The following is a 26,241-nucleotide window of genomic DNA, read 5'->3' on the forward strand; positions in this document are numbered from 1 at the left end:
GGCGACCGGGCTGGGTATGCTCCGGTTCGTCCCAATCGCCCACCGGGGTCAGGCCGTGATCAAGAGTGTGTTCTTTGTTGCCCGCCTCGTCGTGGCATGGTTTCTCGCCCTGCTGTTCGCCGCGCTGCTGCTCGCCAACAGCGCCCCCTTCCGCTACCGCGACGTGGGTGCCGGCTTCACCCTGCTGATCGCCATCGCCCTGCTGATGGTGGTCACCAGCGCAGTGTCGCACCTGCGCCGCGTTCGCCTGATCGCCGGGCACGTCGACAGCGACACCCTGGGCAACCGGCAACGGCGACGCGTCGAGATCCCGTTCGAAGCCGACGAAGCGTTCAACCTGCTGGACGCTGCCATTCGCGAATTGCCGCGCACCGAGGAAATCGAAAGCGCCCGCGACAGCCTGCAGATCCGCGCCAAGGTACGGCGCCCCATGCCGTATGGACGCAGCACGCTCGGACGCCTGGATCCCTCGACCTGGTTTGGCCATCTGCGCAACCAGATCTTCGCCACGGTGACGCCGGGCGACAGCACCGGCAGCGTCACCCTGATCTGCGAGCCGGAGGCCGGCGCCTGGAGCGACTGGTTCCGCGTCGACGACGGCACCAATCTTGAAAACGCCGAAGCGATCACGCGCGCCATCAGTCGTCGCGTGGCCGAGCGGCGTCGCCTCGAAAAGCTGCGCGCGACACAGTCGGAGAGCGAAAAAGAACGCACCGTGGCCCGCCTCAACCTGTTGCATGCGCAGGTCGAGCCGCACTTCCTCTACAACACGCTGGCCAGCGCGCAATACCTCACCCGCAGCGATCCGGCGCAGGCCGACCAGATGCTCGGCCACCTGATCCACTACCTGCGCCATTCGCTGCCGTTGACCGAGGACGCGCTGTCGACGCTGGGCGACGAACTGGAACGCACCCGCGCCTACCTGGAAATCATGCGGCTGCGCATGGGCCCGCGCCTGTCGCTGCAGCTCGAGGTGCCCGATGCCCTGCGCACCGTGTCGCTGCCGCCGATGATGCTGCAGACGCTGGTGGAGAACGCGATCAAGCACGGACTGGAACCCAAGCCCGGCGGTGGCACGGTATGGATCACCGCGCGGCGCGACGACGGCGCCGTCGCCATCACCGTGGCCGATGATGGCCGTGGTTTCAGCGACGCCAGCAGCGGCACCGGCATCGGCCTGAAGAACGTGCGCGAACGACTGCGCCTGATCTATGGCGCCGCTGCCTCGCTGTCGGTGGTCAGCAACGCGCCCGAAGGCGTGGCCAGCACCATCACCGTGCCGGTGCACGCCGCGCCCGACGCGACGGGGACCACTCCATGACCACCGCGATACTCGCCGAAGACGAAGCACTGCTGCGCACGGCCCTGCGCGAGGTGCTGGCGCAGGCCTGGCCGGCGCTGGAGATCCTGGCCGAGTGCGACGACGGCGCCAGTGCGCTGGAGGCCATCGCCGAGCAGCGGCCCGACGTCGCCTTTCTCGATATCCGCATGCCCGGCCTGAGCGGACTGGAAGTGGCCGCCGCCGCGGCCGAGGCCAGCCCGGCGACGCAGGTGGTGTTCATCACCGCCTACGACCAGTACGCCATCGACGCCTTCGAACGCGGTGCGGTGGACTATCTGCTCAAGCCGATCCGTTTCGAGCGGCTGGCCGCCACCGTGCAGCGGATCAAGGCACGCAGCGCGCCATCCACGGCCGACCGGGAAACGCTCGCCTCGCTGTTGCGCGAGCTGGCACTGGACCGCAATGCCAGCGCCTCGCCACTCACCTGGATCACCGCCAGCCACGGCCGCGAGACGCGCCTGCTGATGGTCGACGACGTCGCCTATTTTCGCGCCGACAGCAAGTACACGGTGGCGATGACCGTCGATGGCGAGCTGCTGCTGCGTACGCCGATCCGCGAACTGGCGGCGCGGCTCGATCCCACGCTGTTCAAGCAGATCCACCGCTCGACCATCGTCAACCTCAAGGCCGTGGCCTCGGTGGTGCGCGACGACACCGGCAAGGGCACGCTGCGCCTGAAGCAGCGACCCGAGACGCTGGTGGTGAGCCAGCCGTTCATGGCCTTGTTCCGCAACATGTGAGCGCCCCGAAACCGCTGCCACCCGCGCAGCGTCGGAGACCGTCATGGATAAACTGATCCTGCTGTTCTATGTGCTGCTGGCCCTGGCCGGCTGCGACCACGGGCGCACCGTGGTCACGCATTCCATCGTCGATGGCGAGGACGTGATCGACAGCCAGATCCAGATCGTCGGCGACCTGGCCTCGTTCCGCTGCCTGCGCAGCAAGACCGGCGTCTGCCACTACACCGTGCTGCCGCACAGCTGTGCCGTCACTGGCACCGGCTGCAAGCGGCCGCTCAGCACGTTCAGCATGCGCGAGGGTGACAGTCTCATGGTCACCACCCTGCCGGTCGATTTCCGCAGTTGCGTGACCAGCAGGCTCGCGGCGCCCGACGAATGCGCCGAACAGATGGCGACGGCCGCGCGCGCCACGCCCTGAAATGCGGCCTCGCCGGCAGGCGCCGCGCCTCGCTAGAATCGGGGTTCGGGCTGGCAGGGGAAACGGGCAATGCGGCGATATCGGTGGCGAATGGGGGCAGGCGCGCTGGCAGTCCTGCTGTTGGCGAGTGCATCCAGCGTGATGGCCGCGGCGCCCAGGGGCGATGTACTGCTGCTGCCCGATCGCGTATGGACGGCCGACGGCGACATGGCGCACGCCGGCTGGGCGGTGCTCGTGCACGAGGGCAGCATCGCCGCCGTCGGGCCCGTGGCAAGCATCCAGGCGCCGGCCGGGGCGCAGCGCATCACCCTGCCCGGCACCACGCTGACGCCGGGCCTGATCGACCTGCATTCGCACCTGTTCCTGCATCCGTACAACGAGACGCTGTGGAACGATCAGGTGCTGAAGGAGCCGCAGGACTACCGCACGCTGCAGGCCGCTGCCCATGCACGCGCCACCCTGCTGGCCGGATTCACCGCGCTGCGCGATCTCGGCACCGAGGGCGCCGGGTTCGCCGATGTGTCGATCAAGCGCGCCATCGACGAAGGCATGATCCCCGGGCCGCGCATGTTCGTGGCCACGCGTGCGATTGTCGCCACCGCGAGCTACGGACCGGGGCCGCGCGGCTTCCGCCCCGACCTGGACCTGCCCGGCGGCGCCGAAGAAATCAGCGGCGTGGACGCCGCGATCCGCGCCACCCGCGAACAGGCCGGTCGCGGCGCCGACTGGATCAAGCTCTACGCCGACTATCGCGTGGGCGCGGATGGCGGCACCCAGCCCACGCTGTCGCTCGCGGAAATGAAGGCCATCGTCGATACCGCGCACCTGTCCGGCCGCCCGGTGGCCGCGCACGCCTCCAGCGATGCCGGCGTGCGCCTGGCGGTCGAGGCCGGCGTGGACAGCATCGAGCACGGCTACGGCGCCAGCGAGGCCACCTTCCGCCTGCTCAAACAGCACGGCGTGGCCTACGAGCCCACGCTGACCGCGGTCGAAGCCACCGCCGAATACTTCGAGCACTATGTGCCGGGCCAGGGCGAACCCACCGCACGCATGCGCGAGGCCGAGCGCGCGTTCCGCACGGCGCTCAAGGCCGGCGTCACCATCGGCAACGGCAGCGACGTGGGCGTGTTCACCCACGGCGACAACTGGCGCGAACCGGCCAACATGGTGCGCGACGGCATGACCCCGGCACAGGCCCTGCACGCCGCCACCGACGTGGCCGCGCGTATCCTGCGCCAACAGCAACGGTTCGGTCGCATCGCGCCCGGCCTGCGCGCCGACCTGGTCGCCTTCGGCGGCGACCCGAGCACGCACATCGATGACCTGCAGCATCCGGCCTTCGTCATGAAGGACGGCACCATCTACCGCACAGCGCAAGCGACGCCATGACCGACTTCCTGATCCGACCGATCGAATCGTGCGACAACCCCGCCGTGGCCAACATCATCCGCACGGTGATGCCCGAGTTCGGTGCCGATGGCCCGGGCTTCGCCATCCACGATGCCGAGGTGGACACCATGTACGACGCCTATGCACGATCGCGCAGCGCCTACTTCGTGGTGGAACGCGACGGCGTGGTGATCGGCGGCGGCGGCATCGCCCCGCTGGAAGGCGGCGACGCGGACGTCTGCGAGCTGCGCAAGATGTACTTCCTCCCGCAGGCGCGCGGCATCGGCGCCGGCAGCGCCATGATGTTGCGCTGCCTTGACGCGGCCCGCGCGCACGGCTTCCGCCGCTGCTATCTCGAAACGCTGACGGGCATGGATGCCGCCCAGGCGCTGTATCGCAGACACGGCTTTACCACCCTGTGTGCTCCCATGGGTGGCACTGGCCACTTCAGTTGCGACCAGTTCTTCATTCGCGAGCTGTGAGGTTCCGTGATGGCCAGCCATGACCCACGCATCGACGCCTATATCGCCAAAGCGGCACCCTTCGCGCAGCCGACCCTGGAACATCTGCGCAAGATCGTCCACGAGGCCTGCCCGGACGTGGAGGAGGGCCTGAAGTGGAGCATGCCGTTCTTCAGCTACAAGGGCTCGCCCCTGTGCAACATGGCGGCCTTCAAGCAGCACTGCAGCTTCGGCTTCTGGCTGCACAAGCAAGTGGTCGGCGAGGACGCCGGGCAAGGCATGGGCCAGTTCGGCAAGCTGGCTTCGCTGAAGGACCTGCCACCGAAAAAGACCCTCATCGCCTACATCAGGAAGGCGATGGCGCTGAACGACGCCGGTGTAAAGCAGCAGCGCACGGCGGGCGCGCCACGGCCGGCACCGGCGATGCCGGAGGACCTGGCGGCATCGTTTGCGCAGCGCAAGCACGCCGCGGCGCGCAAGGCCTACGAGGGCTTCCCGCCCGGCGCGCAACGCGAGTACGTCGAATGGATCACCGAAGCCAAGACCGAGGCCACGCGGCAGAAGCGTCTCGCCACCACGCTCGAGTGGCTCGCCGAGGGCAAGCGGCGCAACTGGAAGTACGAGTCATGCTGAAGGCGCCCGTGCTCCGCTTCGAGGCTGATGACCCCACGTCGCCGGACGTGATGCCGCTGATCCGGCAATTGGACGGCTATCTGGCGGAGCTGTATCCCACCGGCAACATCCAGCCGGTGACGGTCGCCGAACTGACCCAGCCCAACGTGACGTTTCTGACGGCGCGCGTGGATGGCACGCCGGTGGCGTGCGGCGCCTGCGTGCGCCACGAGGATTACGTGGAAGTGAAGCGCATGTACGTATTGCCGGCCTGTCGCGGGCTCGGGCTGGGCAAGCAACTGCTGGAGGCGCTGGAGCGCGAGGTTTCGCGCAGTGGTGGCGGCCTGGTGCGGCTGGAAACCGGCACCGCGCAGGCCGAAGCGCTGGAACTCTACGGGCGCGCCGGCTACCGTCGCTGCGCGCCCTTCGGCGAACACCGTGCCAATCCCTTGAGCATCTGCATGGAAAAGTCACTCGCATGATCCGCATCGCCTGCGCCGACGACGCGGCCGCTGTCCACGATATCTACGTGCCTTCGGTGCTCGAGGGCGTGGCCACGTTCGAAACCGAGCTGCCCGGCGTCGATGCCATGCGCGAACGCATCGTGACCCGGCTGCGGCAGTATCCGTGGCTGGTCTGGGAGGAGGACGGACGCGTGCTGGCCTATGCCTACGCCAGCCGCTTCCGCGAACGTGCCGCGTATGACTGGATCGCCGAGACGTCCATCTATGTGCATGCCGATGCGCGTCGCCGCGGCATCGCGCGCCGGCTCTACGCGGTCTTGCTCGACGCCATGCGCTTGCAAGGCCTGAACCAGGCCGTCGGCGTGATCACCCTGCCCGGCGAAGTCAGCGTGGCCATGCACGAGTCCATGGGGTTCACGCCCGCAGGCGTGTGGCGCAGCAGTGGCTACAAGCTGGGCCAATGGTGGGACGTGGGCGTCTGGCAGAAGCAACTGCAGGCACCCGAGACGCCTCCGCGCCCGGTCATGGCCTTCCCGGCGCTGGCCCACACCGACGCCTTCCGCGCGCTGCTGGCCGCCTGACCACCACGCGCCGTCGCTGCGCGCGGTGGCTCAGTGCAAGGTATTGATCGCCTTCACCAGGCCTCCCAGCCAGTCCCACGCACTGGGCAGGAAGACCATCACCAGGATCGAACCGAAGGCCAGCAGCTTGGGCCATAGCGCCGTGAGCGCACCGCCCAGGGTCAGGTGATCCTTGTCGGCGGTGAACATGCGGCCGAGCAGCGCGTCCTTCTCCAGCTGGAGCACGGCATACACGATGGCCACGAAGGACAGCACGAGCAGGATGGTGGCCGCGCTGGTCTGCAGCCGTGGATACACCGGCGGGAACACCTGCATGAGCATCAGTGCCAGCGTCGAGCCGAGCACGGCACACCAGGCGCTGGTGCGCACGGCCGCGGCGGCCAGCTTCATCTCGGCCACCAGCTGGGCCTGCCAGGCATCGAACGACGCTGCACCGGCATCGAACGGCCAGTCACGGCCGAGCAGCCGGCGCGTCTGCCCGGTCCAGTCGGTGAACGGCTGCCTGCGCCATGCATCGTAGTTTTCGCTGCGCATGACGATGTTGAACGGGCTGCGTGGGCGTTCGTCGAGCAGGCACGGCATGGGCCAGTCGGCGAGCCTGGTCTTCTCGCGCACGAAGGCGATCACCCTGGCCAGTTCCAGGCAGATGCGTCGCCAGCGGTCGAAGGTCTCGCCGAACAGCACGAGGAAAAACGCGCTGGCGCCAAGGGCAAAAAGGCCCGTCAGCTCGGACACCCACGGGTAATCCGAGGTGGTGGGACTCATGTCGTTGACGCTGAGCGCCAGGCCGACCAGCAGCACCAGCGCACCCACGGTGGCGTGCCAGTGGCCTTGCTGCAGCAAGCGTGCGCCGAAGCGCGATTCACTGCCCATGGCCTGGGCCAGCGCCCGGCAATGCGTGTTCCAGTGGAGCACGCGCAAGGCAGCAAACGCGATGAAGCAGGCATAGCCAAGGCACAGCGCGATCAGCGCCCACAAGTCGCGGCCGTGCGCCAGGTTGGTGTCGCCGTACGAGGGCGGCGGCAGCATGGTGATGACCTTGGAACCGGTGATGACGAGTCCCGCCAACGCGCACGCCAGCCACGCGAACAGCCAGCCCGACGACGGGTTGGCGAACGGCTCGCCGGCGATCGGCGCCACGCGCATCCAGCGCAGCGCGTGGCGGCACACGGGGAAGGACACCAGCGAGACGTCGCGCCCGTTCCACGTCAGCCACAAGGCGACCGCCAGCATCACGGCAAAGAACAGCGCCATGGCCAGATAGACCGGCTCCTGCAACTGGATGCGCGTGTCGGCCACGATCAGGATGTCCTGCCCGCCCCGCAACGATGTCCGTTGGCACGGATTGTCCGCCGTTGCCGATTTCGCCGGCTTGCTCGTGGCATCGAGGTACTGGAAGCCCGCGAGCGTCGCGACCAGCACCGGCGGCGCCATCCACCGGCCATCGGGATCGGTGAACTGGTGCTCTTGCCCGGCAGGCATGCTCTGCAGCTTGGCCAGCCGCACCGTGGCGCGGAATGTGTTGGCGGCGTAGTCCGTGGCGAAAGCGAAGTGTCGCGGCATGGCGGGACACTGCCACGAATCATGGCCCTGCGAGAGCGCGTCCGTGCGGCGCTCTCCCACCGGACACGGCATCGGATCGTTGTAGCTGTTGAGGCAGACCAGGCTCTGTCCCGCCGGCATGGTGATGCTGCCGCGGCTGATGTCGCGATAGTCGGGATGCTCGAGCAGGTTGTCCTGCTCCAGCACGATGGGCAGCGAGCCCGGCAGCAGGTCGCGTACTTCGCTGAGCAGGAACAGCCGGTCACGCACGTCGGTCGCGACGATGATCACGGCGGCCGGACGGATGTACTTCTTCAACGCATCGAACGTCTGGTACAGCATGAGTTCGTCCGAGCGGGAGGACAGGCTGGGCTGGTAGGTCGGCGGCTGGTCCGTGCCCTTGTCCACCCCGGTCAGGTCGAGTTCGAGCAGCCGATCGGGGAGGAACTGCTTGCGCTGCTGGTCTTCGCTCTGCCTGACCTTGACGTGCTCGGCGCGGATGGCCGCGACGTTGGGCGGGAACTGCACGTTGACCAGATGCCCCCAGCAGTGCGGTGCTCCCTGTCCGCCACCTTCGTTGCGACGCGTGCAAATGGCGTTGCCCTCGCCGAGCCGATTGACCGTGACATCGTCACGCGCGCCCTCGCCGAAGCTCGACTCCTCGCTCAGCACCAGGATGCTGCCATCGGTTCCCAGGCGTGGCTCGAGATAGGCCATGACCGTGTCCATCTGGTCCGCCACGCTGTACGCCAGCGACCGGTACTCGAACGCCACCTTGAACCGGGGCGTGTCCGCCGCGGCGAGATAGGCGTGGTACCTGATCTCCTCGTTGTTGCTCACGCTGGCCGAGGGCGACACCAGCCGGACGCGCAGCTGCCTGGCCGACGCGCCCGTGCATGGGGCGGATGCCAACTCCGCAGCCACCTTGCCGAGCGCGGCAGCCATCGATTCCATCGAGCCGGAAAACGCGGGACCGATCACGTCGAGGTGTTGCTCGCAATCGAGCCCGGCCATCATCGTGTCCGGCGTATCCCCTGCCTTGCTGCAGTCGACGGCCGTGAGATCGGCCGGCGATGCCCCGCGCGCCATGCTGTCCACTGCCATCGCGCAATGGGCCGCCACGCGAAATGCTTCGGGGTGTACGCCGGAGGTAGGCGTCTCGCCCACCACGAACAAGGCGTAATAGCTCGATCCGCAGAAGCTGGCCGCCCTGGTTGCGCCGTTGCAGCTACGCCAGTCGTCGCGACGGAACAGCATCACGCCGGGAAGCCGGCGCGTGGAGCCACCGATCTTCGGATAGTCGCCGCCCTGGTTCGGATCACGCGGCGACCACGCGAAGGCAAAGCCGTCGAGCGCATAGCCGCTGGCCTGGAACGCGCTGATCACGGCGCCCAGTTCCACGTCGAAGGCGCGACCGAGGCGCGTCTCCAGCGGATCGGGCAGCGCCATCACCGCTGCACGCACATGGACCGCTGCTCCCTTGGGCAAATGCGTGAAGGGCTTGAGCGGATCGTCCAGCTGCGCAGTGGTCATGAAATACGCGCTGCCGGGACCGGCAGGCGCATCCGCCGCCGCCGCGTGCGAAGTGAGCAACCCGCTGCACGCCAGCAGCAGCACGCAACCGGCCAACAGCCACGACGAAGCCGCCCGGGCGCGTGCCCGGGCCACCGCAGCGCGCTGCGGGTGCTCGTCCCCTAGCTCCATGGCGACCTTCCTCCGCTGACGGCGCCTGTAGCCGACCCCTAGGTTTTACTCCCGGGCGGCGCGGAAATAGCCCGGAAGATCGATATAGGCGGCGCCGACAAAAGCTCTACGTATGACTACCCGTGATAGGCCGGCCGCCTGGCCATGCGGTCGCGACGCGCCCTGGCCCGCGGTTTGGCCGGACCGCCCGCCGGGACCGGACGGGTTCCGCTGGGCTACTATGGGCGTTTTCCACCGCTTTACGGACTTCCCCATGCAGCTCAATCAGGTCAAGGCGATCATCACCGGCGGCGCCTCCGGTCTCGGCCACGCAGTGGCACAGTTCCTGGTCGACCACGGCGGCCACGTGGCGCTGTTCGACGTCAACGAGGAGAAGGGCCAGCAGGCGGCCAAGGCGCTGGGCGGCCACTTCTTCCGCACCGACGTCACCTCCGAGGAAGGCGTCGCCGCCAATGTCGCCGCCGCGCGTGACGCCATGGGTGGACTGAACGTGGTGATGAATTGCGCCGGCATCCTGGGCGCCGGCCGCATGCTCGGCAAGGACGGCCCGATGCCGCTGAACACGTTTGCCACCACGGTGATGGTGAACCTGGTGGGCAGCTTCAACGTGGCCAAGGCCGCCGCCAACCTGATGCAGGCCAACGAGGCCGGCGAGGACGGCGAGCGCGGCGTGATCATCAACACCGCGTCGGTGGCCGCGTTCGAAGGCCAGATCGGCCAGGCCGCGTATTCGGCCTCCAAGGGCGGCGTGGTCGGCATGACGCTGCCGATGGCGCGCGAGCTGTCGCGCTTCGGCATCCGCGTGGCCACCATCGCCCCCGGCATCTTCTGGACCCCGATGGTGGACGGCATGCCGCCGCAGGTGCAGGAGTCGCTGTCGGCCTCGATCCCGTTCCCGTCGCGCCTGGGCAAACCGGAGGAGTTCGCCAGCACGGTGGGCTTCATCCTCGGCAATCGCTATATCAACGGCGAAACCATCCGCCTCGACGGCGCGGTGCGCCTGCAACCGAAGTAAGCCCTCTTGCTGCGGTCATTCCTGCGTCCGCAGGGATGACGACCATGAAACGTCCATCCAACGATCAGACACCCAATGAAAGCTTCCGACGTCAAGAAAGGCAACGTAGTCGAACACGAAGGCACGGTGTACCAGGTACGCGACATCGAGCGCAGCGCGCCCACCGCGCGCGGCGGCAACGTCACCTTCCGCTTCACCATGTATTCGATCCCCGGTGGCCGCAAGTTCGACCTGAGCCTGCGTGCCGACGACGACCTGAAAGAAATGGACCTGGTGCGCCGCGAGGCGAACTTCTCGTACATGGACGGTGAAGTCTTCGTGTTCATGGACAAGGAGGACTACACCCAGTACCTGCTCTCGCCGGAACTGGTGGGCGACAACACGGGCTACATCGTCGAGGAGGTCGAGGGCTACTACGTGCAGCTGATCGACGATGCGCCGGTGGGCCTGCAGGTACCGACCAGCGTAACGCTGACCGTGGTCGACACCGCGCCGGAACTGAAGGGCGCCAGCGCCACCAAGCGCACGAAGCCGGCCAAGCTCAACACCGGCATCGAGATCCAGGTGCCCGAGTACATCACCAACGAAGAGAAAGTCTGGGTGAACACGCTCACCGGTGAATTCGCCGGCCGCGCCTGAGCTTGCGCCTTCGGCATGACCTCGACGGCGTCCGGTTCTCCGGGCGCCGTCTTGCTTTGGCTTGACGGCGGCTCGCGGCTGCGCGAGCTTGATGGTTCCCCGTCGTCGCGTGACTGCCGTGTCCACTCGCCCCAGCCGGTCCGTGCACTCTTTCCGCGTCGGTCGCGTCGCGTGGCTGGCGCTGCTGCTGGCCCTGCTGTCGGCCTGCGTGCCGGCGCCGGTGCGCAACCCGCTGGCGCAATGGGTGCCCTCGCCCAACGTCGACGCACGACGACCGGTGCTGATCGTGCTGCATTTCACCAACGAGCATTCGGCGCAGCAGGCGCTGGATACGCTGCGCACCGCCAACCGCGGCGGTCCGGTGAGTGCGCACTACCTGATCGGCGACGACGGCCGCATCTACCAGCTGGTGGCCGACGAACAACGCGCGTGGCACGCGGGTGCCGGGCGCTGGGGCACCATTACCGACGTCAACTCGGCCTCCATCGGCATCGAACTGGACAACGACGGTGACTCACCGTTCGCCGCCGCGCAGATCGACAGTCTGCTGCGCCTGCTCGGCGACCTCACCACGCGCCTGCGCATCCCACGCACGCAGGTCATCGGGCACGAGGATCTCGCGCCTGGGCGCAAGGACGACCCGGGCCCGCGCTTCCCCTGGCAGCAGCTCGCCGATGCCGGCTTCGGCCTGTGGCCGCGCGGCCCGCTCGTCGACCCGCCGCCGGAGTTCGATCCGTGGATGGCGCTGGGACTGGTCGGCTATCCGCTGGACAACCGCCCTGCCGCGGTGCGTTCGTTCCACCATCATTTCCGTGGCATGGACAGCGACACCCTCGACAGCCAGGACCTGCGCGTGCTGTACGCGCTGTCCCGCCAGCTCGGCGGCGCGGACACGCCCTGAGGGCGGTCGTGTCCGTCGTCGCATCCGCTTCAGGCTGGCTGAGGCAAAATCGGCGCCTCGCCTGGGAGTGATCGAAGCACCATGCCCGCCAGCGCCTACTCGCTACGCGCCACCGTCGTCGACAGCCTGCTCACGACCAGGCCGCCGGACGTGCCCCTGCGCGTGGTCCTGCGCAACACCGGCGCGGTGATCCTGCCCCTGGCCATCGGCATCGCCAGCGGCCACCCCGGCATCGGCCTGGGCATCAGCGCGGGCGCGCTGGACACGATGTTCTCCGACCAGCCGGGACCCTACCGCCAGCGCCTGTTGCGGCTGCTGCTGGCGTCGTTCGCCGCGGGGTTGGCCTCGCTGCTCGGCTTCCTGATCGGCGACCAGCTGGTGCCGATCCTGCTGGCCACGGCGGCGTTCGGTTTCTGTGGCGGCCTGCTGGTGGTGTTCGGCACCGACATGACGCGCGTGGGCATGACCAGCATGATCCTGCTGGTGGTCACGGCGGCCACGCCACGCCCCCTGCCGGAGGCCTTGGGCGCTGCCGGCCTGATCTTTGCGGGTGGCTTGCTGCTGACCCTGTTCTCGATCGCCGCGTGGCCGCTGCAACGGTATCGTCCCGAGCGCCATGCGCTGGCGGAGGTGTACAGGGGCCTGGCCGCGCTGGCACGGCAACAGGCGCATGACGACGCCGACGTGCCCGCGCTCACCGACGCCATGACCACGCTGCAGCACACCCTGCTCGGCCGCCACCACGCGCGCGGTCGCGCCATGGAGGCGTTCGGCGTGCTGCTGGAGCTGGCCGAGCGCATCCGCCTCGAACTCACCGCCATGGCGGAGCTGCGGGCCCATGCAAGCATCCACGCGATGTTCCGCGGTGATGCCGCCCGCGTGCTCGCCGCCGTCGCCGACGCGCTCGAGGCGGGCGAGCCGCCCCAACAGGCCGAGCACGCGCTGCAGACGCTGCAGGCCAGCGAGAACGCCCTGCTCGGCAATGGCGGCACGGCCGACGGCCTGGCCACGCACATCCACGCCCTGTCGGGCCAGCTGGCCGCCGCGGTACGCAACGCCAACTGGGCCGGCAGCCGCGGCGAACTGCGCGCAGCCGCGGCTGAAACGCCGCTGCCCGCCGCACTGCGCAGCAGTTCGGCCCGCGCCACCCTGCGCGCCAACCTGACGCCGCATTCGGTCGCGTTCCGCCATGCCGTGCGCAGTGCCGTCACGCTGTCGGCCACGCTGTACGTATCGCGCCAGCTGGGCCTACCGCACGGCTACTGGCTGCCGATGACGGCGGCCATCGTGTTGCGACCCGATTTCTCGGCCACCTTCAACTTCGGCCTGCTGCGGGTGGTCGGTACCGTGCTGGGCCTGGTGCTCACCTCGTTCCTGCTGCACATCACCCCGAACGACGCCTGGGTACACCTGGCCCTGATGGCGGTGTTGTGCATGGGCTTCCGCTATCTGGCCACGGCGCACTACGGCGTCGCCGTGGCGGCGCTGACCGGCACCGTGGTCATCCTGCTGTCGTTCGAAGGCGTCAATTCCACTGACGCCGTCATGGACCGCGTGATCAATACGGCACTGGGCAGTGGCCTGGCCTTGCTGGCCTATGTGTTGTGGCCCACCTGGGAACGCGGCCGCGCCCGCGCTGCCTTGTCGGACATGCTCGATGCCTACGCCGACTACCTGCACGCGCTGGCCCGCCCGGAACGACGCGACGGTCGACGCGAGGCACGTACCGCCGCCCGCACGGCGCGCAGCAACGCCCTGGCCTCGCTGGACCGCATGCGCGCCGAGCCGGCCACGCCGCCCGCCCTGCTGGAACTGGCCAGCGCGCTGTTCGCCAACGGCAACCGCCTCGCACGCACGGCGATGACGCTCGAAGCGCTGATCGACGATCACCACAACCTGCCCGAGCCCGCCGAGATGTGCATCTTCGTGGACAACGCCGCTTCGGCGCTGCATGAAATCGCCGGGGCCCTGCGTACGCAATGCACGCCCGAGCGCCTGCCCGACCTGCGCGCCCTGCAGCGGACCTACACCGCCCTGCTCAACATGACCGAGGATCGCCAGGCGGCCGACCTGCTCACGCGCATCAGCGACCGCCTGGTCGACAACGTCAACACGCTGGCCCACATCACCGGCCGCAGCCGCAGCAAATCCGCAGCGACGGTGTGACGCGCCGCCCCCGCAGCGGGTGCAGGCGAACGGATTACGCCCCGACGCGGCGCCTCACGGCGTCCATGTCCCGCACCGGCCGCACCTCGATGCGTCCCGTGCGCGACCACGGAAACTCGCTGGCGATGCGCACGGCCTCGTCCATGTCCGCCGCTTCGATCACGTTGAAGCCGCCAAGATATTCCTTGGCCTCGGCAAATGGTCCGTCGACGACGCTCATCTTGTCGTCGCGCATGCGCAGCGATTTCGCTTCCTGAGGCGATTCGAGCTGCATCGAGTCGTGCAGGCGCCCTTCGGCGCGCAAGGCGTCGGCACGGGCGAAACAGCCGCGCATCATGCTGTCGAATTCGCCTTCGGGCAGCGCTTCCAGCAGCGCGTCGTCGCAATAGATCATGACCAGGAATTTCATGGGGGCCTCCGCCGGCCGTCGCCGTGATCGCGCCCGCCATGATGCCGGCGAATGCGACCAAAATGCACGTTCAGGTTTCCCGGGACGCGCGGAACGGCGCGAGCGGGCCGGATCGGCGGCGCGGGGAAACCGCGGCCCGCAGGCCCGCCACGGCCCCCCGCGACGTCGACCCGGCGAGGACTTACACTCGACGCCATGCTCAAGATCGATACCCACGCGCACATCCTTCCCCGTGACTGGCCGAACCTGGCCGCCAAGTACGGCGACGACCGCTTTCCGGTGATGATCCACAACGACGGGCGGCACCGGATCTACAAGGACGGCAAGTTCTTCCGCGAAGTATGGGATTCGGCCTTCGATGCCCGGCAGCGCATCGACGACTACGCCCGCTTCGGCGTCAGCGTGCAGGTGGTTTCCACGGTGCCCGTGCTGTTCTCGTACTGGGCGCCCGGCTACCAGGCGCTGGAACTTCACCGGCACCTGAACGACCAGACCGCGCAGCTGTGCACCGACTATCCGCGTCATTACGCCGGCATCGGCACCGTGCCGCTGCAGTCGCCCGACCTGGCCATCCGCGAGCTGGAGCGCTGCATCGACGAACTGGGCCTGCAGGGTGTGCAGATCGGTTCGCACTGCAATGACTGGAACCTGGACGCGCCGGAGCTGTTCCCGTTCTTCGAGGCCGCCGCCGACCTGGGCGCCGCCGTGCTGGTGCACCCGTGGGACATGATGGGCGCGGCCAGCATGCCGAAGTACTGGCTGCCCTGGCTGGTGGGCATGCCGGCCGAACAGTCGCGCGCCGGCTGCTGCCTGGTCTTCGGCGGCGTGCTGGAACGCCTGCCAAAGCTGCGCGTCATGCTGGCCCACGGCGGCGGCAGCTTCCCCTGGAGCATCGGCCGCATCGAACACGGCTTCCGCATGCGCCCCGACCTGGTCGCCACCGACAACCCGCGCAACCCGCGCGAGTACCTGCAGCGGCTGTATTTCGACTCTTGCGTGCACGATCCCCAGGCCCTGCGCTATCTCCTGGATGTGACCGGCGTCGATCGCGTGATGCTGGGTACCGACTATCCTTTCCCGCTGGGGGAGCAGCATCCGGGCAGCGGCATCGAGGCATTGGGCCTGGGTGAGGCGGACCGCGCGCGACTCTTCCATGGCACCGCCCTGGAATGGCTGGGGCTGCCACGACACCGATTCGAACCCACCGCCGTTTCCCAGGAGCAGGCATGAGCTTCTTCCGCAACATGATGGCCGCCGGCGCGCTCGTGCTGGCCGGCGCAACCCACGCCACGGATGTCAGCATGGCCGGTGGCAGCGTCAACTTCAGCACGCCCGACCAGTGGGTCGGCATCATGGAAACCCAGGGCGACCCGGAAGTCCGCGTGTTCCAGGTGCCCGACCCGTCGCCCACCGCCAACAGCAGCCTGGCGCGGGTGACGGTCACGGTGAAGCAGGTGGCGGACCTCAGCGGATTCCAGCAGTACGTCAACAGCGCCATGGGCAAGGCCAAGGCACTGACCGGCTACCAGGCGGGCACCAGCCAGGGCAGCGACAACTTCACCTACTCCGCGCAGGAGAACGGCGCGCAGTACAGCTACAGCGAGCGCTACTGGCTCAAGGACAACCATGCCATCCAGCTGCGCTGCGTGCGCCCGGCGCAAAGCCAGGCCGGCGCGGCGTGGAAGGCTGCGTTCGACAAGGGCTGCGACGCCATCGCCGCACGCCTGAAGTAAGCACACCTCCGGCGTCGCGCGCGAGCTGCGCGCGCGACGCCTCACGCACGAGATCCGCCGATGTCCGCCACCTACGAAGCCACCCTCGCCTGGGCGCAGGCCCACGACGCCGCCGATCCGCTGCGCGGCTTTCGCGACGAGTTCCTGATTCCGCCGCACGAGGGCCGCGACAGCCACTACTTCTGCGGCAATTCGCTGGGGCTGCAGCCTCGCGCCGTGCGTCCCGCGCTCAGCGCCGAACTCGATTACTGGGGCGAACTGGGCGTGGAGGGCCACTTCAAGGGCCGCCTGCCGTGGATGGACTACCACGAGTTCGTGCGCGACGACCTCGCCACCGTGGTCGGCGCGCAGCCGTCCGAAGTGGTGGCGATGAACACGCTGGGCGTCAACCTGCACCTGATGATGGTGAGCTTCTATCGCCCGACACCGGAGCGACACGCGATCCTGGTCGAGGCGGGCGCGTTTCCCACCGACCGTTACGCGGTCGAATCGCAGATCCGTTTCCACGGTTTCGACCCGGCAACGTCCCTGATCGAGCTGGAAGGCGACGAAGCCAATGGCCTCATCTCCATGGCTGCCATCGAGCGCGTGCTGGCCGAACATGGTTCGCGCATCGCGCTGGTGATGCTGCCCGGCATCCAGTACCGCACCGGACAGGCGTTCGACCTTGCCGCCATCACGCGGCTGGCCAGTCGCCACGGTTGCATGGTCGGCTTCGACCTGGCCCATGCCGTGGGCAACCTGCCGTTGCAACTGCACGACAGTGGCGCGGACTTCGCCATCTGGTGCAGCTACAAATACCTCAACAGCGGCCCGGGCGCCGTCGGTGGCGCCTTCGTGCACGAGCGCCACGCGCGCACGGAGCTGCCGCGCTTCGCCGGCTGGTGGGGCCACGACAAGACCACCCGCTTCCAGATGGGCCCGCAGTTCGTGCCCACCTATGGCGCCGACGGCTGGCAGCTCAGCAATCCGCCGATCCTGGCACTGACGCCGCTGCGCGTGTCGCTGGAAATCTTCCGCCGTGCCGGTATGTCGCGCCTGCGCGAGAAGTCGCTACGCCTCACCGGTTACCTGGAATGGCTGGTGCATGCCCAGTTGCCGGACGTACTGGAAGTGGTGACGCCCGCCGACCCGGCGCGGCGCGGTTCGCAGCTGTCCATCCGCGTCAGGGGCGGCCGGGAACGCGGGCGTTCGCTGTTCGAGTACCTGATGGACCAAGGCATCATCGGCGACTGGCGCGAACCGGACGTGATCCGCATTTCGCCGGCGCCGCTGTACAACCACCACGCCGATTGCCTGGCCTTCGCCGAAGCCGTGCGACGCTGGGCCAGCCGCGCCTGAGCATCGCGCACCGGCGACCGACGTGACTGGCTACCCGCGACTCTGCGGGTGCCGCACCTGCCCGTCGCCGTGCACCACGAAGCGCTCCACCGTGAGCGACTCCGCCCCCATCGGTCCGTAGGCGTGCAGGCGCGTGGTGGAGATGCCGATCTCCGCCCCCAGCCCCAGTTGCCCGCCATCGGAAAAGCGCGAGGACGCGTTGACCATCACCACGGCCGAGCGCAGCGCCTGCACGAAGCGTTGTGCGGCGGCCTCGTCGCGCGTGGCGATCACTTCGGTGTGGTCGGAGCCATGGCGACGGATATGCGCAATGGCCTGTTCCAGATCGTCGACCACCCGCACGGCAAGAATGAGGTCGAGGAACTCGGCGGCGTAATCCTCGTCGCCGGCCGGGATGGCCGCAGGCACGAGGGCGCGCGTGCGCTCGTCGCCGCGCAGCTCCACGCCGCGCGCCTGCAGCGCCTCGGCCGCCCGCGGCAGGAATGCGGCCGCCATGTCCCGATGCACCAGCAAGGTCTCCAGCGAATTGCACACGCCGGGGCGCGAGGTCTTGCCGTCGATGAGCAGATCCAGAGCCACGCCGGCGTCGGCTGCGCGGTCCACGTACAGGTGGCACACGCCCTTGTAATGCTTGATCACCGGCACGCGCGCATGTTCGGCGACGAAGCGGATCAGCCCCTCGCCGCCGCGCGGGATGGCAAGGTCCACCAGGTCGACCAGTTGCAGCAGCTCCACCATGGCCTGTCGGCTCAGGTCGGTGACCAGGGTGATCGCCGCCGTCGGCAGGCCGTGCGCGCGCAGGGCATCGTGCAACGCCTCGGCGATGGCCGTATTGGAATGCAAGGCCTCGGAGCCGCCGCGCAGGATCACGGCGTTGCCTGCCATCAGGCACAAAGCCGCGGCGTCGGCGGTGACGTTGGGACGCGCCTCGTAGATCATCGCCACCACGCCCAGCGGAATGCGTACGCGTTCCACCAGGATACCGTTCGGCCGCACCTCGCTACGCGTGACCACGCCCACGGGATCGGGCAATCCGGCCACTTCGCGCAGGGCCTGCGCCATGGCCTCGACGCGCGGGCCATCGAGGCGCAGCCGGTCCAGCAAGGCAGCTTGCACGCCCTTGTCCGCGGCCTGCTCCATGTCGCGCGCATTGGCGGCCAGGATGCCGGCGGCATGCTGCTCCAGCGAAGTCGCCATGGCGCGCAACAGCGCCTGCTTGGCCGCGGTGCCGAGTGCGGCCACCAAGGGTGCGGCGTCCCGGCATGCGATGGCGTCGGCGCGGATGCCGCTCATGCGTGCAGCTCTCCGCTGGTGTCGGCATCGACCAGCGGCGCCAGGTCGTCCCGATGCACGATTTCAGCTCCGTAGCTGTAGCCCAGCACCTGCTCCACTTCGCGACTGTGCCGCCCGGCGATGCGACGGATTTCGCTGGCGCCGTACTGGCTCAATCCACGCGCCACGGGCCGGCCGGCGTGATCGACGATCTCGACGAGGTCGCCGCGGTGGAATTCGCCGCTCGCGCCCACCACGCCGCCAGGCAACAGCGAGGCGCGGCCACTGGCCAGCGCCCGCCCGGCGCCCGCATCGACCTGGACCCGTCCGGTCGCCGCCGGCGCATGCCGCAGCCAGTACTTGCGCGCCTGCATGCGCGTGCCGGCGGCGGCGATCAGCGTCCCGCGCAGGCATCCCCGGGAAAGCGCCTCGACCGTCGCCTGCTGGCGACCGCTGAACAACGCAGTGGGAATGCCGGCCGCTGACGCCTTGGTGGCCGCTTCCAGCTTGGTGCGCATGCCGCCGGTACCCACGGCGCTGCCGCTGCCGCCGGCCATCGCCAGGACCTCGGGAGTGAGCGCGTGGACGCGCGCCACCGGCGTGGCAGCCGCATCACGCCGCGGATCGGCGCTGTACAGCGCATCGATGTCGGAGGCGATCAGCAGCAGGTCGGCATCCACCAGCGCCGCGACGATGGCGGCGAGATTGTCGTTGTCGCCCAGCTTGAGTTCATCAACCGCCACCGTGTCGTTCTCGTTCACCACCGGCAGCACGTCCAGCGCCAGCAGTTCGCGCAGCGTGGCGCGGGCATTGAGATAGCGCCGGCGGTTGCGCAGGTCGTCGTGGGTCAGCAGCACCTGCGCCACGGGCCGCGCGGCAAGCGATTGCCACAGGGCGATCATGGGTGCCTGCCCCAGCGCCGCCAGCGCCTGGCGCGCGGCCAGGTCGCCCGCGACGGCTGCACGCTCCCTGAGCATGGCCCGCCCTGCCGCCACGGCACCGGACGACACCAGCACCACCTGGCGACCCGCATCGCGACTGTCGGCGATGAAGCGCGCCAGCGCTGCGGCATGGCGCGTGGTCAGGCCGCCTCCACCGGCGGCGAGCAGGTTGCTGCCGACCTTGAGCACGGCACGTCGCCAGGTTGGCAGCGCCTGCTCGGGCAACGCACCGCCCTGCTCCCTTGAATGGTGTTCGGCATTCCCCGTGCTGACGGCCCCCATGCCTTTCACCGTTTAGCCGTCCAGATGGCTGAGTCTAGCGTGCAATTCGTCCAGCCGCAGGTCATGGCCCGAGCCGGGTGACACGCGGGCGGCCAGGCTCCCCTCGGGCGTGCGCCCGGCGCCGGCGGATGCAGCGGCATCGGCCGCCGCGCGATAGGCGTCACGGAACGGCACGCCCGCCGCCGCCTGCTCGATCGCCACGTCGGTGGCGTACATGGCGGGCTCGATGGCGGCGCGCATGGCCGCTTCGTTCCACTCCATCCGCGCCAGCAGGTCGGGAACCAGCTCCAGCGCGGCCAGGCCGTGGCGGCAACCGTGGAACAGCGAGCCCTTGGAGAACTGAAGGTCGCGCTGGTAACCCGAGGGCAGCGACAGCAGTTGCTCGATCTCGGTACGGGCCGCTGCCACGCTGGCGTAGCTGGCACGCAACAGTTCCACCACGTCGGGGTTGCGCTTGTTCGGCATGATCGAGCTGCCGGTGGTGTACTCGGACGGCAGCTTCACGAAGTTGAATTCGGCCGTGGTGAACAGCGACAGATCCCAGGCCAGGCGGCGAACGTCGAGCAGGGCACCGGCAATCGCTTCCAGCACCGCCATTTCGAACTTGCCGCGCGACAGCTGGGCATAGATCGGCGACAGCTGCATGCGGGCGAAGCCCAGCGCCTGCGTGGTGTGCTCGCGATCGAGCTTCAGGTTCACGCCGTAGCCTGCCGCCGTACCCAGTGGGTTGGCGTCGATCAGCAAGGCGGTCTGCTGCGCGCGCAGCGCATTGTCGATGAAGCCTTCGGCAAAGCCGGCAAACCACATCGCGGTGGAGGACACCACGGCGCGCTGCAGATGGGTGTAGCCCGGCAGCGGTATGGCCGGCTGGGCGGCGCGCTCCAGGCAGACCGCGGCGACGGCCCGGCAATGCCGGCCGAGCGCGGCCAACTGGTCCTTCAGCCACAGCCGGGTGGCGACCAGGATCTGGTCGTTGCGGCTGCGCCCCGTGTGCACGCGGCGACCGGCGTCGCCAAGGCGCTCGGTCAGGCGCGCCTCGATGGCCGAATGACCGTCCTCGTAACGCTCATCGAGCACGAACTGGCCCGCACGGAAATCCTCGGCCAGCGCATCGAGCTCGCGCTTGAGCGCAACGGCCTCGTCGGCGCTGACCACGCCGATGTTGGCCAGTCCTTCCACGTGCGCCTTGCTGGCGGTGATGTCGTGGAGGAAGAATTCCCGGTCCAGCAGCACGTCGTCGCCGGCCAGGAACTTCATGATGCGGGCGTCGATCTTGATGTCGGATTTCTGCCAGAGGGGCTGGGTCATGGGGTCATATCCTGCAAGAAAATATAGCGCGGGTCTTTCGCTCGTCATCCCTGCGAAGGCAGGGATCCAGTGGCTTGCGCCGAACTCGTCAAAGGCTGGCCCCCGCCTTCGCGGGGATGACAGTCAGGAGATCGGAATCGCGGTGTACTCGTCCACGCCGATGGCGCGATTGATGTTTTGCATGGCCTGGGTCGCGGCGCCCTTGAGCAGGTTGTCCAGGGTCGCCACCACCACCACGCGCTTGCCGTCGACGGACACGGCGAACCCGCCGATGTCCACGTGGTGCCGGTGCGCTATCTGGCTCACCCAAGGCGCCTCGTCCACCACATGCACCAGCTTCTCACCTTCATAGGCTCCGTTGAAGCGTGCGACGACGTCCTCGCGCTTCACCGGCCGCGACAGATACAGGCTGGTGGTAACGGTCAAGCCGCGGAAATGCGGCGCCACGTGCGGCATGAACTCCACCGGCACGCCGAGGTGGCGACTGGCTTCCTTTTCGTGCATGTGGCCGGTGAGCGCATACGGCATCAGGTTGTCGCGCAGCTTTTCAGGGTCATTGCGGTCCGACGGCGTCGTGCCTGCACCGGAGTAGCCGGACACTCCAAAGCTCACCGGCGGCGCCGCCAGCAGGTCTTTCAGCGGCGCAATCGACAGCTGCACGGCCGTGGCGTAGCAACCGGGGTTGCTGATGCGCTTCTCGCCGCGCCAACGCCCGCGGGTCAGCTCCGGCAAGCCGTAGTACCAGCGCTCGTCGAAACGATAGTCGGCGGACAGGTCGACGATCAGCGTGTCCGCCTTCGCCTGGTCGATGGCTTCCACGTAAGGCGCCGCCTTGCCATTGGGCAGCGCCAGCACCACCACGTCGGCGCCCTGCCCCGCCACCGCCGACGGATCCAGGTTCGCGTAGCGCAACTCGCCATCGAAGCCGTCGACGTGATCGGCGACGCGCTGGCCGTCCAGTTCGCGCGAGGACACGAAGGCCAGCTCCAGCGCCGGGTGGGCGGCGATCAGCCGGATGAGTTCGGCGCCCGTGTGGCCGCGCGCGCCGACAATGCCGATACGTTGCTTGTTCATGCTCATGCCTCAACCCGCCAGCGTCGGCTGCCGCGTGGCGCAATGCGCGACGCAACGGGCGATCGTGTCGAATGCCTCGATGCCGTACCAGAACACCTTCCACTGTGGCTGCTTGAGGCAGCCGTCCGATTCGGCGTAGTAGAAGTGGTTGACCGAGTTGCCGTGGCGCGAGCGCCAGAACAACTGCGGGTTCTCCTCGCGCATCACCTGCCATACCGCGCGGCCAAGGCCTTCGCCCTGCGCGTCGTCGAGCACGGCGAACTTGTCCAGGTATGGCAGGCCGTCTTCCAGGGTGAGGATCATCGCGGTGCGGTAGTTTTCGCTCACATAGACGCGGAACGGCACGGTGCGCTCGAAGTAGTCGGCCACCAGCTCGCGGCCGAAGCTGGACTCGATCAGCTCGCGCATGCGCTTGAGGTCGATGCCCTGCCACGACTCGAAGCGCTGCACCTTCTCGCCGCGGCGCACCAGCGTTCCCGAGCCCTTGTGCGTGAACAGCTCCTTGGCCAGCTCGGACGGCTTGGTGATCGACACCGACGAGGTCAGCGGAAGATCAGCCAACAGGTCGGCGATCTGTTCGATCTTCAGGCGCATGCCACCGTTGATCCACGGCTGCGCCATCAGGTGCTCGAACTCCGTGCTCAGGTTGATCGAGTCGATGATGCGGCCCTGGTCGTCCAGCAAGCCGCCGGTGCCGGTGAGGAACACGATCTTGTACGGCTGCAGCACGCGCACCAGTTCGTTGGCGGCGAAGTCGGCGTTGACGTTGAGGATCTGCCCCTCTTCCGTCTCGCCCAGGCTGGCGATGACCGGGATGGAACCGGCGCGCAGGCTGGCCTCGATCGGCGCCAGGTTGATCTGACTGACCTTGCCGACCAGGCCGTAGGTGTCGCGGTCCAGGTAGGTGGAAGTAAACACGCCCGACGGCACCGAAGTGGCGCGCGTATCCATCGTCTGCAGCGCTTCGACCAGGCGCAGGTTCTGCTCCTGGAACACTTTGCGCACGATCGCCAGCGCCTTCGGCGTGGTCACGCGCAGGCCGTTCACCGTGTGCTTCTCGATGCCTGCCGCCGCGAGCTCCTCGTCCAGCTGCGGACCGGCGCCGTGCAGCACGATCGGGGTCAGGCCCACCTGCTGCAGGAAGGTCAGCGACGAGGTGAGCGCTGGCAGGTCATCGCGCAGCACCGCGCCACCGACTTTCACTACGGCGAAGCGCTTGGCGTCGAGCTGCGAGAAGCGCTTGAGGTATTGCTGGATTTCCTTCGCGCTGCCCATGCTGGACAACAGGCGCACGATGGTCTTGCGGGTGTGCTTATGGGCTTCCACGATCGATGATCCGGTAAATGGTTTCTGCGTAATGCTGGAGCTGGTCGAGGGCGACCCACTCGTCCGCGGTGTGCGCCTGCGCGATGTCGCCGGGACCGTAGACAAAGCTGATGTAGCCGGCGGCGGAGAACAGCGCCGCCTCGGTCCAGAAGTCCACGGCGTTGCCGATGGGGATGTCCAGCTCGTCCGCCAGGTCGCGCGCGGCAAGCCGGCGTGCTTCCGCCGTGGCGGTATCGCCGGCCGGCAGCGAATCGCCGCGGAAGGTCTCGACGAACTCCACCGGTGGCGGCTGGACCAGGCTGCGGAACGTTTCCAGCAGCCACTCGGGCTTCATCGTCGGCAGCGGACGGAAGCCAAAACGGACTTCCGCCGTCGGCGCGATCATGTTGGCCTTGATGCCGCCTTCGACCTTGCCGATGTTGAAGCGCAGGCCGGTCAGCCCGCCGAAGCGCTCGTGCGACTGCTGCTCGACGAAGTCCAGGGCGGCACTCCCCCAGCGCATGGCCTGATGCAGCGCGCTGTCGCTCGCTTTCTGCTCGCCCGAGGCGTGCCCGGCATGGCCCTTGAAGCGCATCTGCACCGAATGGATGCCGCGATGGGCCAGCACCGCCTCGCCCTTGGTCGGCTCGGCGACGATGATGGCCTCGTAGGCCCTCTCCCTGCGGGAGCAGCGTTGGGGAGAGGGTTCGGCCGGAGCGGAAGCTTCGATCCCGCCCGTACCCTCACCCTGGCCCTCTCCCGCCGGGAGAGGGGGCAAAGCCTTCAGAAAGCCGGCAATGCAACGCGGATCGTTCGCTTCTTCATCGGTGGACAGCAGTAGCGCCATATCACCCGTGGTGGCATTGGCCACCGCCACCAGCGCTGCGGCGGCGCCCTTGATGTCGCAGGTGCCCAGGCCGATCGCGCGGTCTTCCGTCACGCGCAGCGTGTGCGGGTCCGCGGACCAGTGCGGTGAATCGGGCACCGTGTCCAGGTGCACGTTGAACAGCACCCTGGGATGGCCGCGCACGGCGTACAGGGTCACGGCGCCCGCGCCGTAATCGGTCACGCTGACGTCGAAGCCCGGCAGGTTGTCGCGCAGGTAATCGAAAATGCCGCCCGTGCCGATCTCGCGCGGAGGATTGCGCGTGTCATAACTGACCAGCGCCCGAAGGTGCCTGAGAGTGTCGTCCAGTAGTGCGCTCATGCGATCCGTCTGGTGGGTTCGACGCGCCCCCTTCCGGGGCTCACGAAAAGTCACAGTAGGTCCGTCATTCCCGCGAGGCGATCTTCAACAGCTGAAGAGCTGGTCATGCGGGAATCCAGTGCCATTAAGGTGCTGGATCCCTGCCTTCGCAGGGATGACGAGCCATGGTCAGCCGCGATTGACCTCGGCCCACAGCGTGCTGCTCATGCCAAACAATTTGATGAAGCCTTCGGCCTCGGCCACGCCCCAGTCCGCGGACTGCGCGTAGGTCGCGCCTTTCGCGTTGAGGATGTGCGGCGAGCGCACTTCCACCGCCGTCACCTGCGCGCCGGAGGTTTCCAGCACGACCTCACCGTTGACGCAACGCTGGCTGGAGGCCAGGAACGCTTCCAGGTCGGCCTTGATCGGGTCGTGGTAGAAACCTTCGTAGACCGCTTCCACCCACTTGCGCGCCACTTCCGGCTTGAAGCGGTTCTGTTGCTTGGTCAGCACCGCTTCTTCCAGCGCACGGTGCGCGGCAAGCAGCGAAATCAGGCCCGGCGCCTCGTACACGATGCGACCCTTCAGGCCGATGGTGGTATCGCCGGTGTACATGCCGCGGCCCACGCCATACGGCGCGAACAGCTCGTTGAGCCGTGCCAGCAGCTTCGCACCCGCCAGCTTCTCGCCGTTGAGCGACACCGCCTCGCCCTGCACGAAGCCGATCGTCACCGACAGCTTTTCGGACGGCCATTCGGCGCGCGGCCTGCACCAGCCGCGGGCACCTTCGCCCGGCGTCTTCCAGTGGTCGATCTCACCGCCGGACAACGTCACGCCGAGCAGGTTCTCGTTGATCGTGTAGCTCTTCTGCTTGGCGCGAACCTCGAAGCCACGCTCCTCCAGATAGGCCTGCTCGTAGGCGCGCGTCTGGGTGTGCTCCTTCTGGATCTCGCGGATCGGCGCCACGATCTCGTAGTCGCCCAGCGACTTCACCGCCAGGTCGAAGCGCACCTGGTCGTTGCCCATGCCGGTGCAGCCGTGCGCAATCGCCTTGGTGCCCAGTTCGTTGGCGCGCCGGATGGCTGCGTCCACGATCAGATAACGATCGGACACGAGCAGCGGATACTGGCCCTGATAGGCCTCGCCGGCCTGCACGAACGGCTTGACGAAGCCCTCCCAGATCGCCGGACCGCCGTCGACGGTGACATGGCTGGCCACGCCGAGCTCGGTGGCGCGCTGCTCGATATAGGCGCGCTCCTCGGCATCCACGCCGCCGGTGTCGGCGAACACGGTATGCACGGCCCAGCCGCGCTCCTTGAGGTAAGGCACGCAGAAGCTGGTGTCGAGGCCGCCGGAGAAGGCGAGAACGATGTCTTTGCTCATGACTTGCGAATCCTGGAATGGAAGGCTAAACGG

General features: G+C 68.2%; 24 protein-coding genes. 15 read left to right on the forward strand and 9 right to left on the reverse strand.

From position 1 onward, the window contains the following. Window positions 1–55 precede the first annotated feature (55 nt). The 8 genes from ACXU4B_RS07010 to ACXU4B_RS07045 all read left to right on the forward strand — a co-directional run bounded on the left by ACXU4B_RS07010 (window position 56) and on the right by ACXU4B_RS07045 (window position 6,007). Window positions 56–1,321 (forward strand): sensor histidine kinase, encoded by a 1,266-nt coding sequence (locus tag ACXU4B_RS07010; protein ID WP_205746533.1) that lies wholly within the window; start codon window positions 56–58, stop codon window positions 1,319–1,321. Then, the gene (locus tag ACXU4B_RS07015) at window positions 1,318–2,082 is read left to right on the forward strand and encodes a LytR/AlgR family response regulator transcription factor (protein ID WP_131409020.1); all 765 of its coding nucleotides are present in this window, start codon (window positions 1,318–1,320) and stop codon (window positions 2,080–2,082) included. The genes ACXU4B_RS07010 and ACXU4B_RS07015 overlap by 4 nt, the downstream gene beginning before the upstream one ends. A gap of 43 nt (window positions 2,083–2,125) precedes the next feature. Further along, window positions 2,126–2,500 (forward strand): hypothetical protein, encoded by a 375-nt coding sequence (locus ACXU4B_RS07020; protein ID WP_131409022.1) that lies wholly within the window; start codon window positions 2,126–2,128, stop codon window positions 2,498–2,500. 69 nt (window positions 2,501–2,569) lie between these two features. Further along, the gene (locus tag ACXU4B_RS07025; RefSeq protein ID WP_131409024.1) at window positions 2,570–3,889 is read left to right on the forward strand and encodes a metal-dependent hydrolase family protein; all 1,320 of its coding nucleotides are present in this window, start codon (window positions 2,570–2,572) and stop codon (window positions 3,887–3,889) included. Next, the gene (locus ACXU4B_RS07030; RefSeq protein WP_131409026.1) at window positions 3,886–4,371 is read left to right on the forward strand and encodes a GNAT family N-acetyltransferase; all 486 of its coding nucleotides are present in this window, start codon (window positions 3,886–3,888) and stop codon (window positions 4,369–4,371) included. Before ACXU4B_RS07025 ends, ACXU4B_RS07030 begins: the two co-directional genes overlap by 4 nt. A gap of 9 nt (window positions 4,372–4,380) precedes the next feature. Beyond that, the gene (locus ACXU4B_RS07035; protein WP_131409028.1) at window positions 4,381–4,983 is read left to right on the forward strand and encodes a YdeI/OmpD-associated family protein; all 603 of its coding nucleotides are present in this window, start codon (window positions 4,381–4,383) and stop codon (window positions 4,981–4,983) included. Next, window positions 4,977–5,444 (forward strand): GNAT family N-acetyltransferase, encoded by a 468-nt coding sequence (locus ACXU4B_RS07040; protein WP_131409030.1) that lies wholly within the window; start codon window positions 4,977–4,979, stop codon window positions 5,442–5,444. The genes ACXU4B_RS07035 and ACXU4B_RS07040 overlap by 7 nt, the downstream gene beginning before the upstream one ends. After that, complete coding sequence (locus ACXU4B_RS07045) at window positions 5,441–6,007, forward strand: GNAT family N-acetyltransferase (RefSeq protein WP_131409032.1); 567 nt, start codon at window positions 5,441–5,443, stop codon at window positions 6,005–6,007. The genes ACXU4B_RS07040 and ACXU4B_RS07045 overlap by 4 nt, the downstream gene beginning before the upstream one ends. 30 nt (window positions 6,008–6,037) lie before the next feature. Here ACXU4B_RS07045 and ACXU4B_RS07050 read toward each other — a convergent pair whose 3' ends face one another. After that, window positions 6,038–9,253: a hypothetical protein gene (locus ACXU4B_RS07050; protein WP_131409034.1), complete on the reverse strand. Its 3,216-nt coding sequence runs from the start codon at window positions 9,251–9,253 to the stop codon at window positions 6,038–6,040. Window positions 9,254–9,506: 253 nt separating this feature from the next. Between ACXU4B_RS07050 and ACXU4B_RS07055 the strand changes: the two genes are divergently transcribed. The 4 genes from ACXU4B_RS07055 (at window position 9,507) to ACXU4B_RS07070 (ending at window position 13,974) form a co-directional block, all read left to right on the forward strand. Further along, window positions 9,507–10,268 carry an SDR family NAD(P)-dependent oxidoreductase gene (locus tag ACXU4B_RS07055; protein WP_131409036.1) on the forward strand — a complete coding sequence of 254 codons (762 nt, stop codon included), beginning with the start codon at window positions 9,507–9,509 and terminating at the stop codon, window positions 10,266–10,268. Between the two features lie 75 nt (window positions 10,269–10,343). Next, window positions 10,344–10,907: an elongation factor P-like protein EfpL gene (efpL, locus tag ACXU4B_RS07060; protein ID WP_131409038.1), complete on the forward strand. Its 564-nt coding sequence runs from the start codon at window positions 10,344–10,346 to the stop codon at window positions 10,905–10,907. 142 nt (window positions 10,908–11,049) lie between these two features. Then, the gene (locus tag ACXU4B_RS07065) at window positions 11,050–11,808 is read left to right on the forward strand and encodes an N-acetylmuramoyl-L-alanine amidase (protein ID WP_240734030.1); all 759 of its coding nucleotides are present in this window, start codon (window positions 11,050–11,052) and stop codon (window positions 11,806–11,808) included. Between the two features lie 81 nt (window positions 11,809–11,889). Further along, window positions 11,890–13,974 (forward strand): FUSC family protein, encoded by a 2,085-nt coding sequence (locus tag ACXU4B_RS07070; RefSeq protein WP_131409042.1) that lies wholly within the window; start codon window positions 11,890–11,892, stop codon window positions 13,972–13,974. A gap of 34 nt (window positions 13,975–14,008) precedes the next feature. Here the strand turns inward: ACXU4B_RS07070 and ACXU4B_RS07075 are convergent, their stop codons facing one another. Beyond that, a complete protein-coding gene (locus tag ACXU4B_RS07075; RefSeq protein WP_131409044.1) occupies window positions 14,009–14,383 on the reverse strand; it encodes a YciI family protein in 375 nt (124 codons plus the stop codon). 195 nt (window positions 14,384–14,578) lie between these two features. Between ACXU4B_RS07075 and ACXU4B_RS07080 the strand changes: the two genes are divergently transcribed. The 3 genes from ACXU4B_RS07080 to kynU are packed head-to-tail and all read left to right on the forward strand — an operon-like array spanning window position 14,579 to window position 17,457. Then, the gene (locus tag ACXU4B_RS07080; RefSeq protein WP_131409046.1) at window positions 14,579–15,613 is read left to right on the forward strand and encodes an amidohydrolase family protein; all 1,035 of its coding nucleotides are present in this window, start codon (window positions 14,579–14,581) and stop codon (window positions 15,611–15,613) included. Continuing rightward, window positions 15,610–16,116, forward strand: coding sequence for a hypothetical protein (locus ACXU4B_RS07085; RefSeq protein WP_131409048.1), 507 nt, complete (start codon window positions 15,610–15,612; stop codon window positions 16,114–16,116). The genes ACXU4B_RS07080 and ACXU4B_RS07085 overlap by 4 nt, the downstream gene beginning before the upstream one ends. A 60-nt stretch (window positions 16,117–16,176) precedes the next feature. After that, window positions 16,177–17,457 carry a kynureninase gene (kynU, locus tag ACXU4B_RS07090; protein WP_131409050.1) on the forward strand — a complete coding sequence of 427 codons (1,281 nt, stop codon included), beginning with the start codon at window positions 16,177–16,179 and terminating at the stop codon, window positions 17,455–17,457. Between the two features lie 30 nt (window positions 17,458–17,487). On the opposite strand, the gene ACXU4B_RS07095 is transcribed toward kynU, so the two are convergent. The 7 genes from ACXU4B_RS07095 to ACXU4B_RS07125 all read right to left on the reverse strand — a co-directional run bounded on the left by ACXU4B_RS07095 (window position 17,488) and on the right by ACXU4B_RS07125 (window position 26,208). After that, window positions 17,488–18,750, reverse strand: a complete 1,263-nt coding sequence (locus tag ACXU4B_RS07095) for a glutamate-5-semialdehyde dehydrogenase (protein WP_131409052.1) — start codon at window positions 18,748–18,750, stop codon at window positions 17,488–17,490. Continuing rightward, entirely contained in the window at window positions 18,747–19,952 is a 1,206-nt protein-coding gene (gene proB / locus ACXU4B_RS07100) for a glutamate 5-kinase (RefSeq protein WP_131409054.1), read from the reverse strand. The genes ACXU4B_RS07095 and proB overlap by 4 nt, the downstream gene beginning before the upstream one ends. Window positions 19,953–19,964: 12 nt before the next feature. Then, window positions 19,965–21,260, reverse strand: a complete 1,296-nt coding sequence (argH, locus tag ACXU4B_RS07105) for an argininosuccinate lyase (RefSeq protein ID WP_131409056.1) — start codon at window positions 21,258–21,260, stop codon at window positions 19,965–19,967. 123 nt (window positions 21,261–21,383) lie between these two features. Beyond that, complete coding sequence (argC, locus tag ACXU4B_RS07110) at window positions 21,384–22,340, reverse strand: N-acetyl-gamma-glutamyl-phosphate reductase (RefSeq protein WP_131409058.1); 957 nt, start codon at window positions 22,338–22,340, stop codon at window positions 21,384–21,386. A gap of 3 nt (window positions 22,341–22,343) precedes the next feature. Then, window positions 22,344–23,609: an acetylglutamate kinase gene (locus tag ACXU4B_RS07115; RefSeq protein WP_240734088.1), complete on the reverse strand. Its 1,266-nt coding sequence runs from the start codon at window positions 23,607–23,609 to the stop codon at window positions 22,344–22,346. Between the two features lie 37 nt (window positions 23,610–23,646). Continuing rightward, the gene (locus tag ACXU4B_RS07120) at window positions 23,647–24,846 is read right to left on the reverse strand and encodes an acetylornithine deacetylase (RefSeq protein WP_131409062.1); all 1,200 of its coding nucleotides are present in this window, start codon (window positions 24,844–24,846) and stop codon (window positions 23,647–23,649) included. Between the two features lie 168 nt (window positions 24,847–25,014). Then, a complete protein-coding gene (locus ACXU4B_RS07125; RefSeq protein ID WP_131409064.1) occupies window positions 25,015–26,208 on the reverse strand; it encodes an argininosuccinate synthase in 1,194 nt (397 codons plus the stop codon). Between the last annotated feature and the right edge of the window lie 33 nt (window positions 26,209–26,241).

The organism is Dyella soli, assembly GCF_054482295.1.

Bases quoted from the DNA above. Each gene is read 5' to 3' on its own strand.
- ACXU4B_RS07085 (WP_131409048.1), top strand. From the start codon at position 15,610: ATGAGCTTCTTCCGCAACATGATGGCCGCCGGCGCGCTCGTGCTGGCC.
- ACXU4B_RS07050 (WP_131409034.1), bottom strand. From the start codon at position 9,253: ATGGAGCTAGGGGACGAGCACCCGCAGCGCGCTGCGGTGGCCCGGGCA.
- ACXU4B_RS07045 (WP_131409032.1), top strand. From the start codon at position 5,441: ATGATCCGCATCGCCTGCGCCGACGACGCGGCCGCTGTCCACGATATC.
- ACXU4B_RS07095 (WP_131409052.1), bottom strand. From the start codon at position 18,750: ATGAGCGGCATCCGCGCCGACGCCATCGCATGCCGGGACGCCGCACCC.
- ACXU4B_RS07080 (WP_131409046.1), top strand. From the start codon at position 14,579: ATGCTCAAGATCGATACCCACGCGCACATCCTTCCCCGTGACTGGCCG.
- ACXU4B_RS07055 (WP_131409036.1), top strand. From the start codon at position 9,507: ATGCAGCTCAATCAGGTCAAGGCGATCATCACCGGCGGCGCCTCCGGT.
- ACXU4B_RS07070 (WP_131409042.1), top strand. From the start codon at position 11,890: ATGCCCGCCAGCGCCTACTCGCTACGCGCCACCGTCGTCGACAGCCTG.
- ACXU4B_RS07020 (WP_131409022.1), top strand. From the start codon at position 2,126: ATGGATAAACTGATCCTGCTGTTCTATGTGCTGCTGGCCCTGGCCGGC.
- ACXU4B_RS07115 (WP_240734088.1), bottom strand. From the start codon at position 23,609: ATGGGCAGCGCGAAGGAAATCCAGCAATACCTCAAGCGCTTCTCGCAG.
- ACXU4B_RS07035 (WP_131409028.1), top strand. From the start codon at position 4,381: ATGGCCAGCCATGACCCACGCATCGACGCCTATATCGCCAAAGCGGCA.
- efpL (WP_131409038.1), top strand. From the start codon at position 10,344: ATGAAAGCTTCCGACGTCAAGAAAGGCAACGTAGTCGAACACGAAGGC.
- ACXU4B_RS07125 (WP_131409064.1), bottom strand. From the start codon at position 26,208: ATGAGCAAAGACATCGTTCTCGCCTTCTCCGGCGGCCTCGACACCAGC.
- argC (WP_131409058.1), bottom strand. From the start codon at position 22,340: ATGAGCATGAACAAGCAACGTATCGGCATTGTCGGCGCGCGCGGCCAC.
- ACXU4B_RS07040 (WP_131409030.1), top strand. From the start codon at position 4,977: ATGCTGAAGGCGCCCGTGCTCCGCTTCGAGGCTGATGACCCCACGTCG.
- ACXU4B_RS07030 (WP_131409026.1), top strand. From the start codon at position 3,886: ATGACCGACTTCCTGATCCGACCGATCGAATCGTGCGACAACCCCGCC.
- argH (WP_131409056.1), bottom strand. From the start codon at position 21,260: ATGACCCAGCCCCTCTGGCAGAAATCCGACATCAAGATCGACGCCCGC.
- ACXU4B_RS07120 (WP_131409062.1), bottom strand. From the start codon at position 24,846: ATGAGCGCACTACTGGACGACACTCTCAGGCACCTTCGGGCGCTGGTC.
- ACXU4B_RS07015 (WP_131409020.1), top strand. From the start codon at position 1,318: ATGACCACCGCGATACTCGCCGAAGACGAAGCACTGCTGCGCACGGCC.
- ACXU4B_RS07025 (WP_131409024.1), top strand. From the start codon at position 2,570: ATGCGGCGATATCGGTGGCGAATGGGGGCAGGCGCGCTGGCAGTCCTG.
- ACXU4B_RS07075 (WP_131409044.1), bottom strand. From the start codon at position 14,383: ATGAAATTCCTGGTCATGATCTATTGCGACGACGCGCTGCTGGAAGCG.
- proB (WP_131409054.1), bottom strand. From the start codon at position 19,952: ATGGGGGCCGTCAGCACGGGGAATGCCGAACACCATTCAAGGGAGCAG.
- kynU (WP_131409050.1), top strand. From the start codon at position 16,177: ATGTCCGCCACCTACGAAGCCACCCTCGCCTGGGCGCAGGCCCACGAC.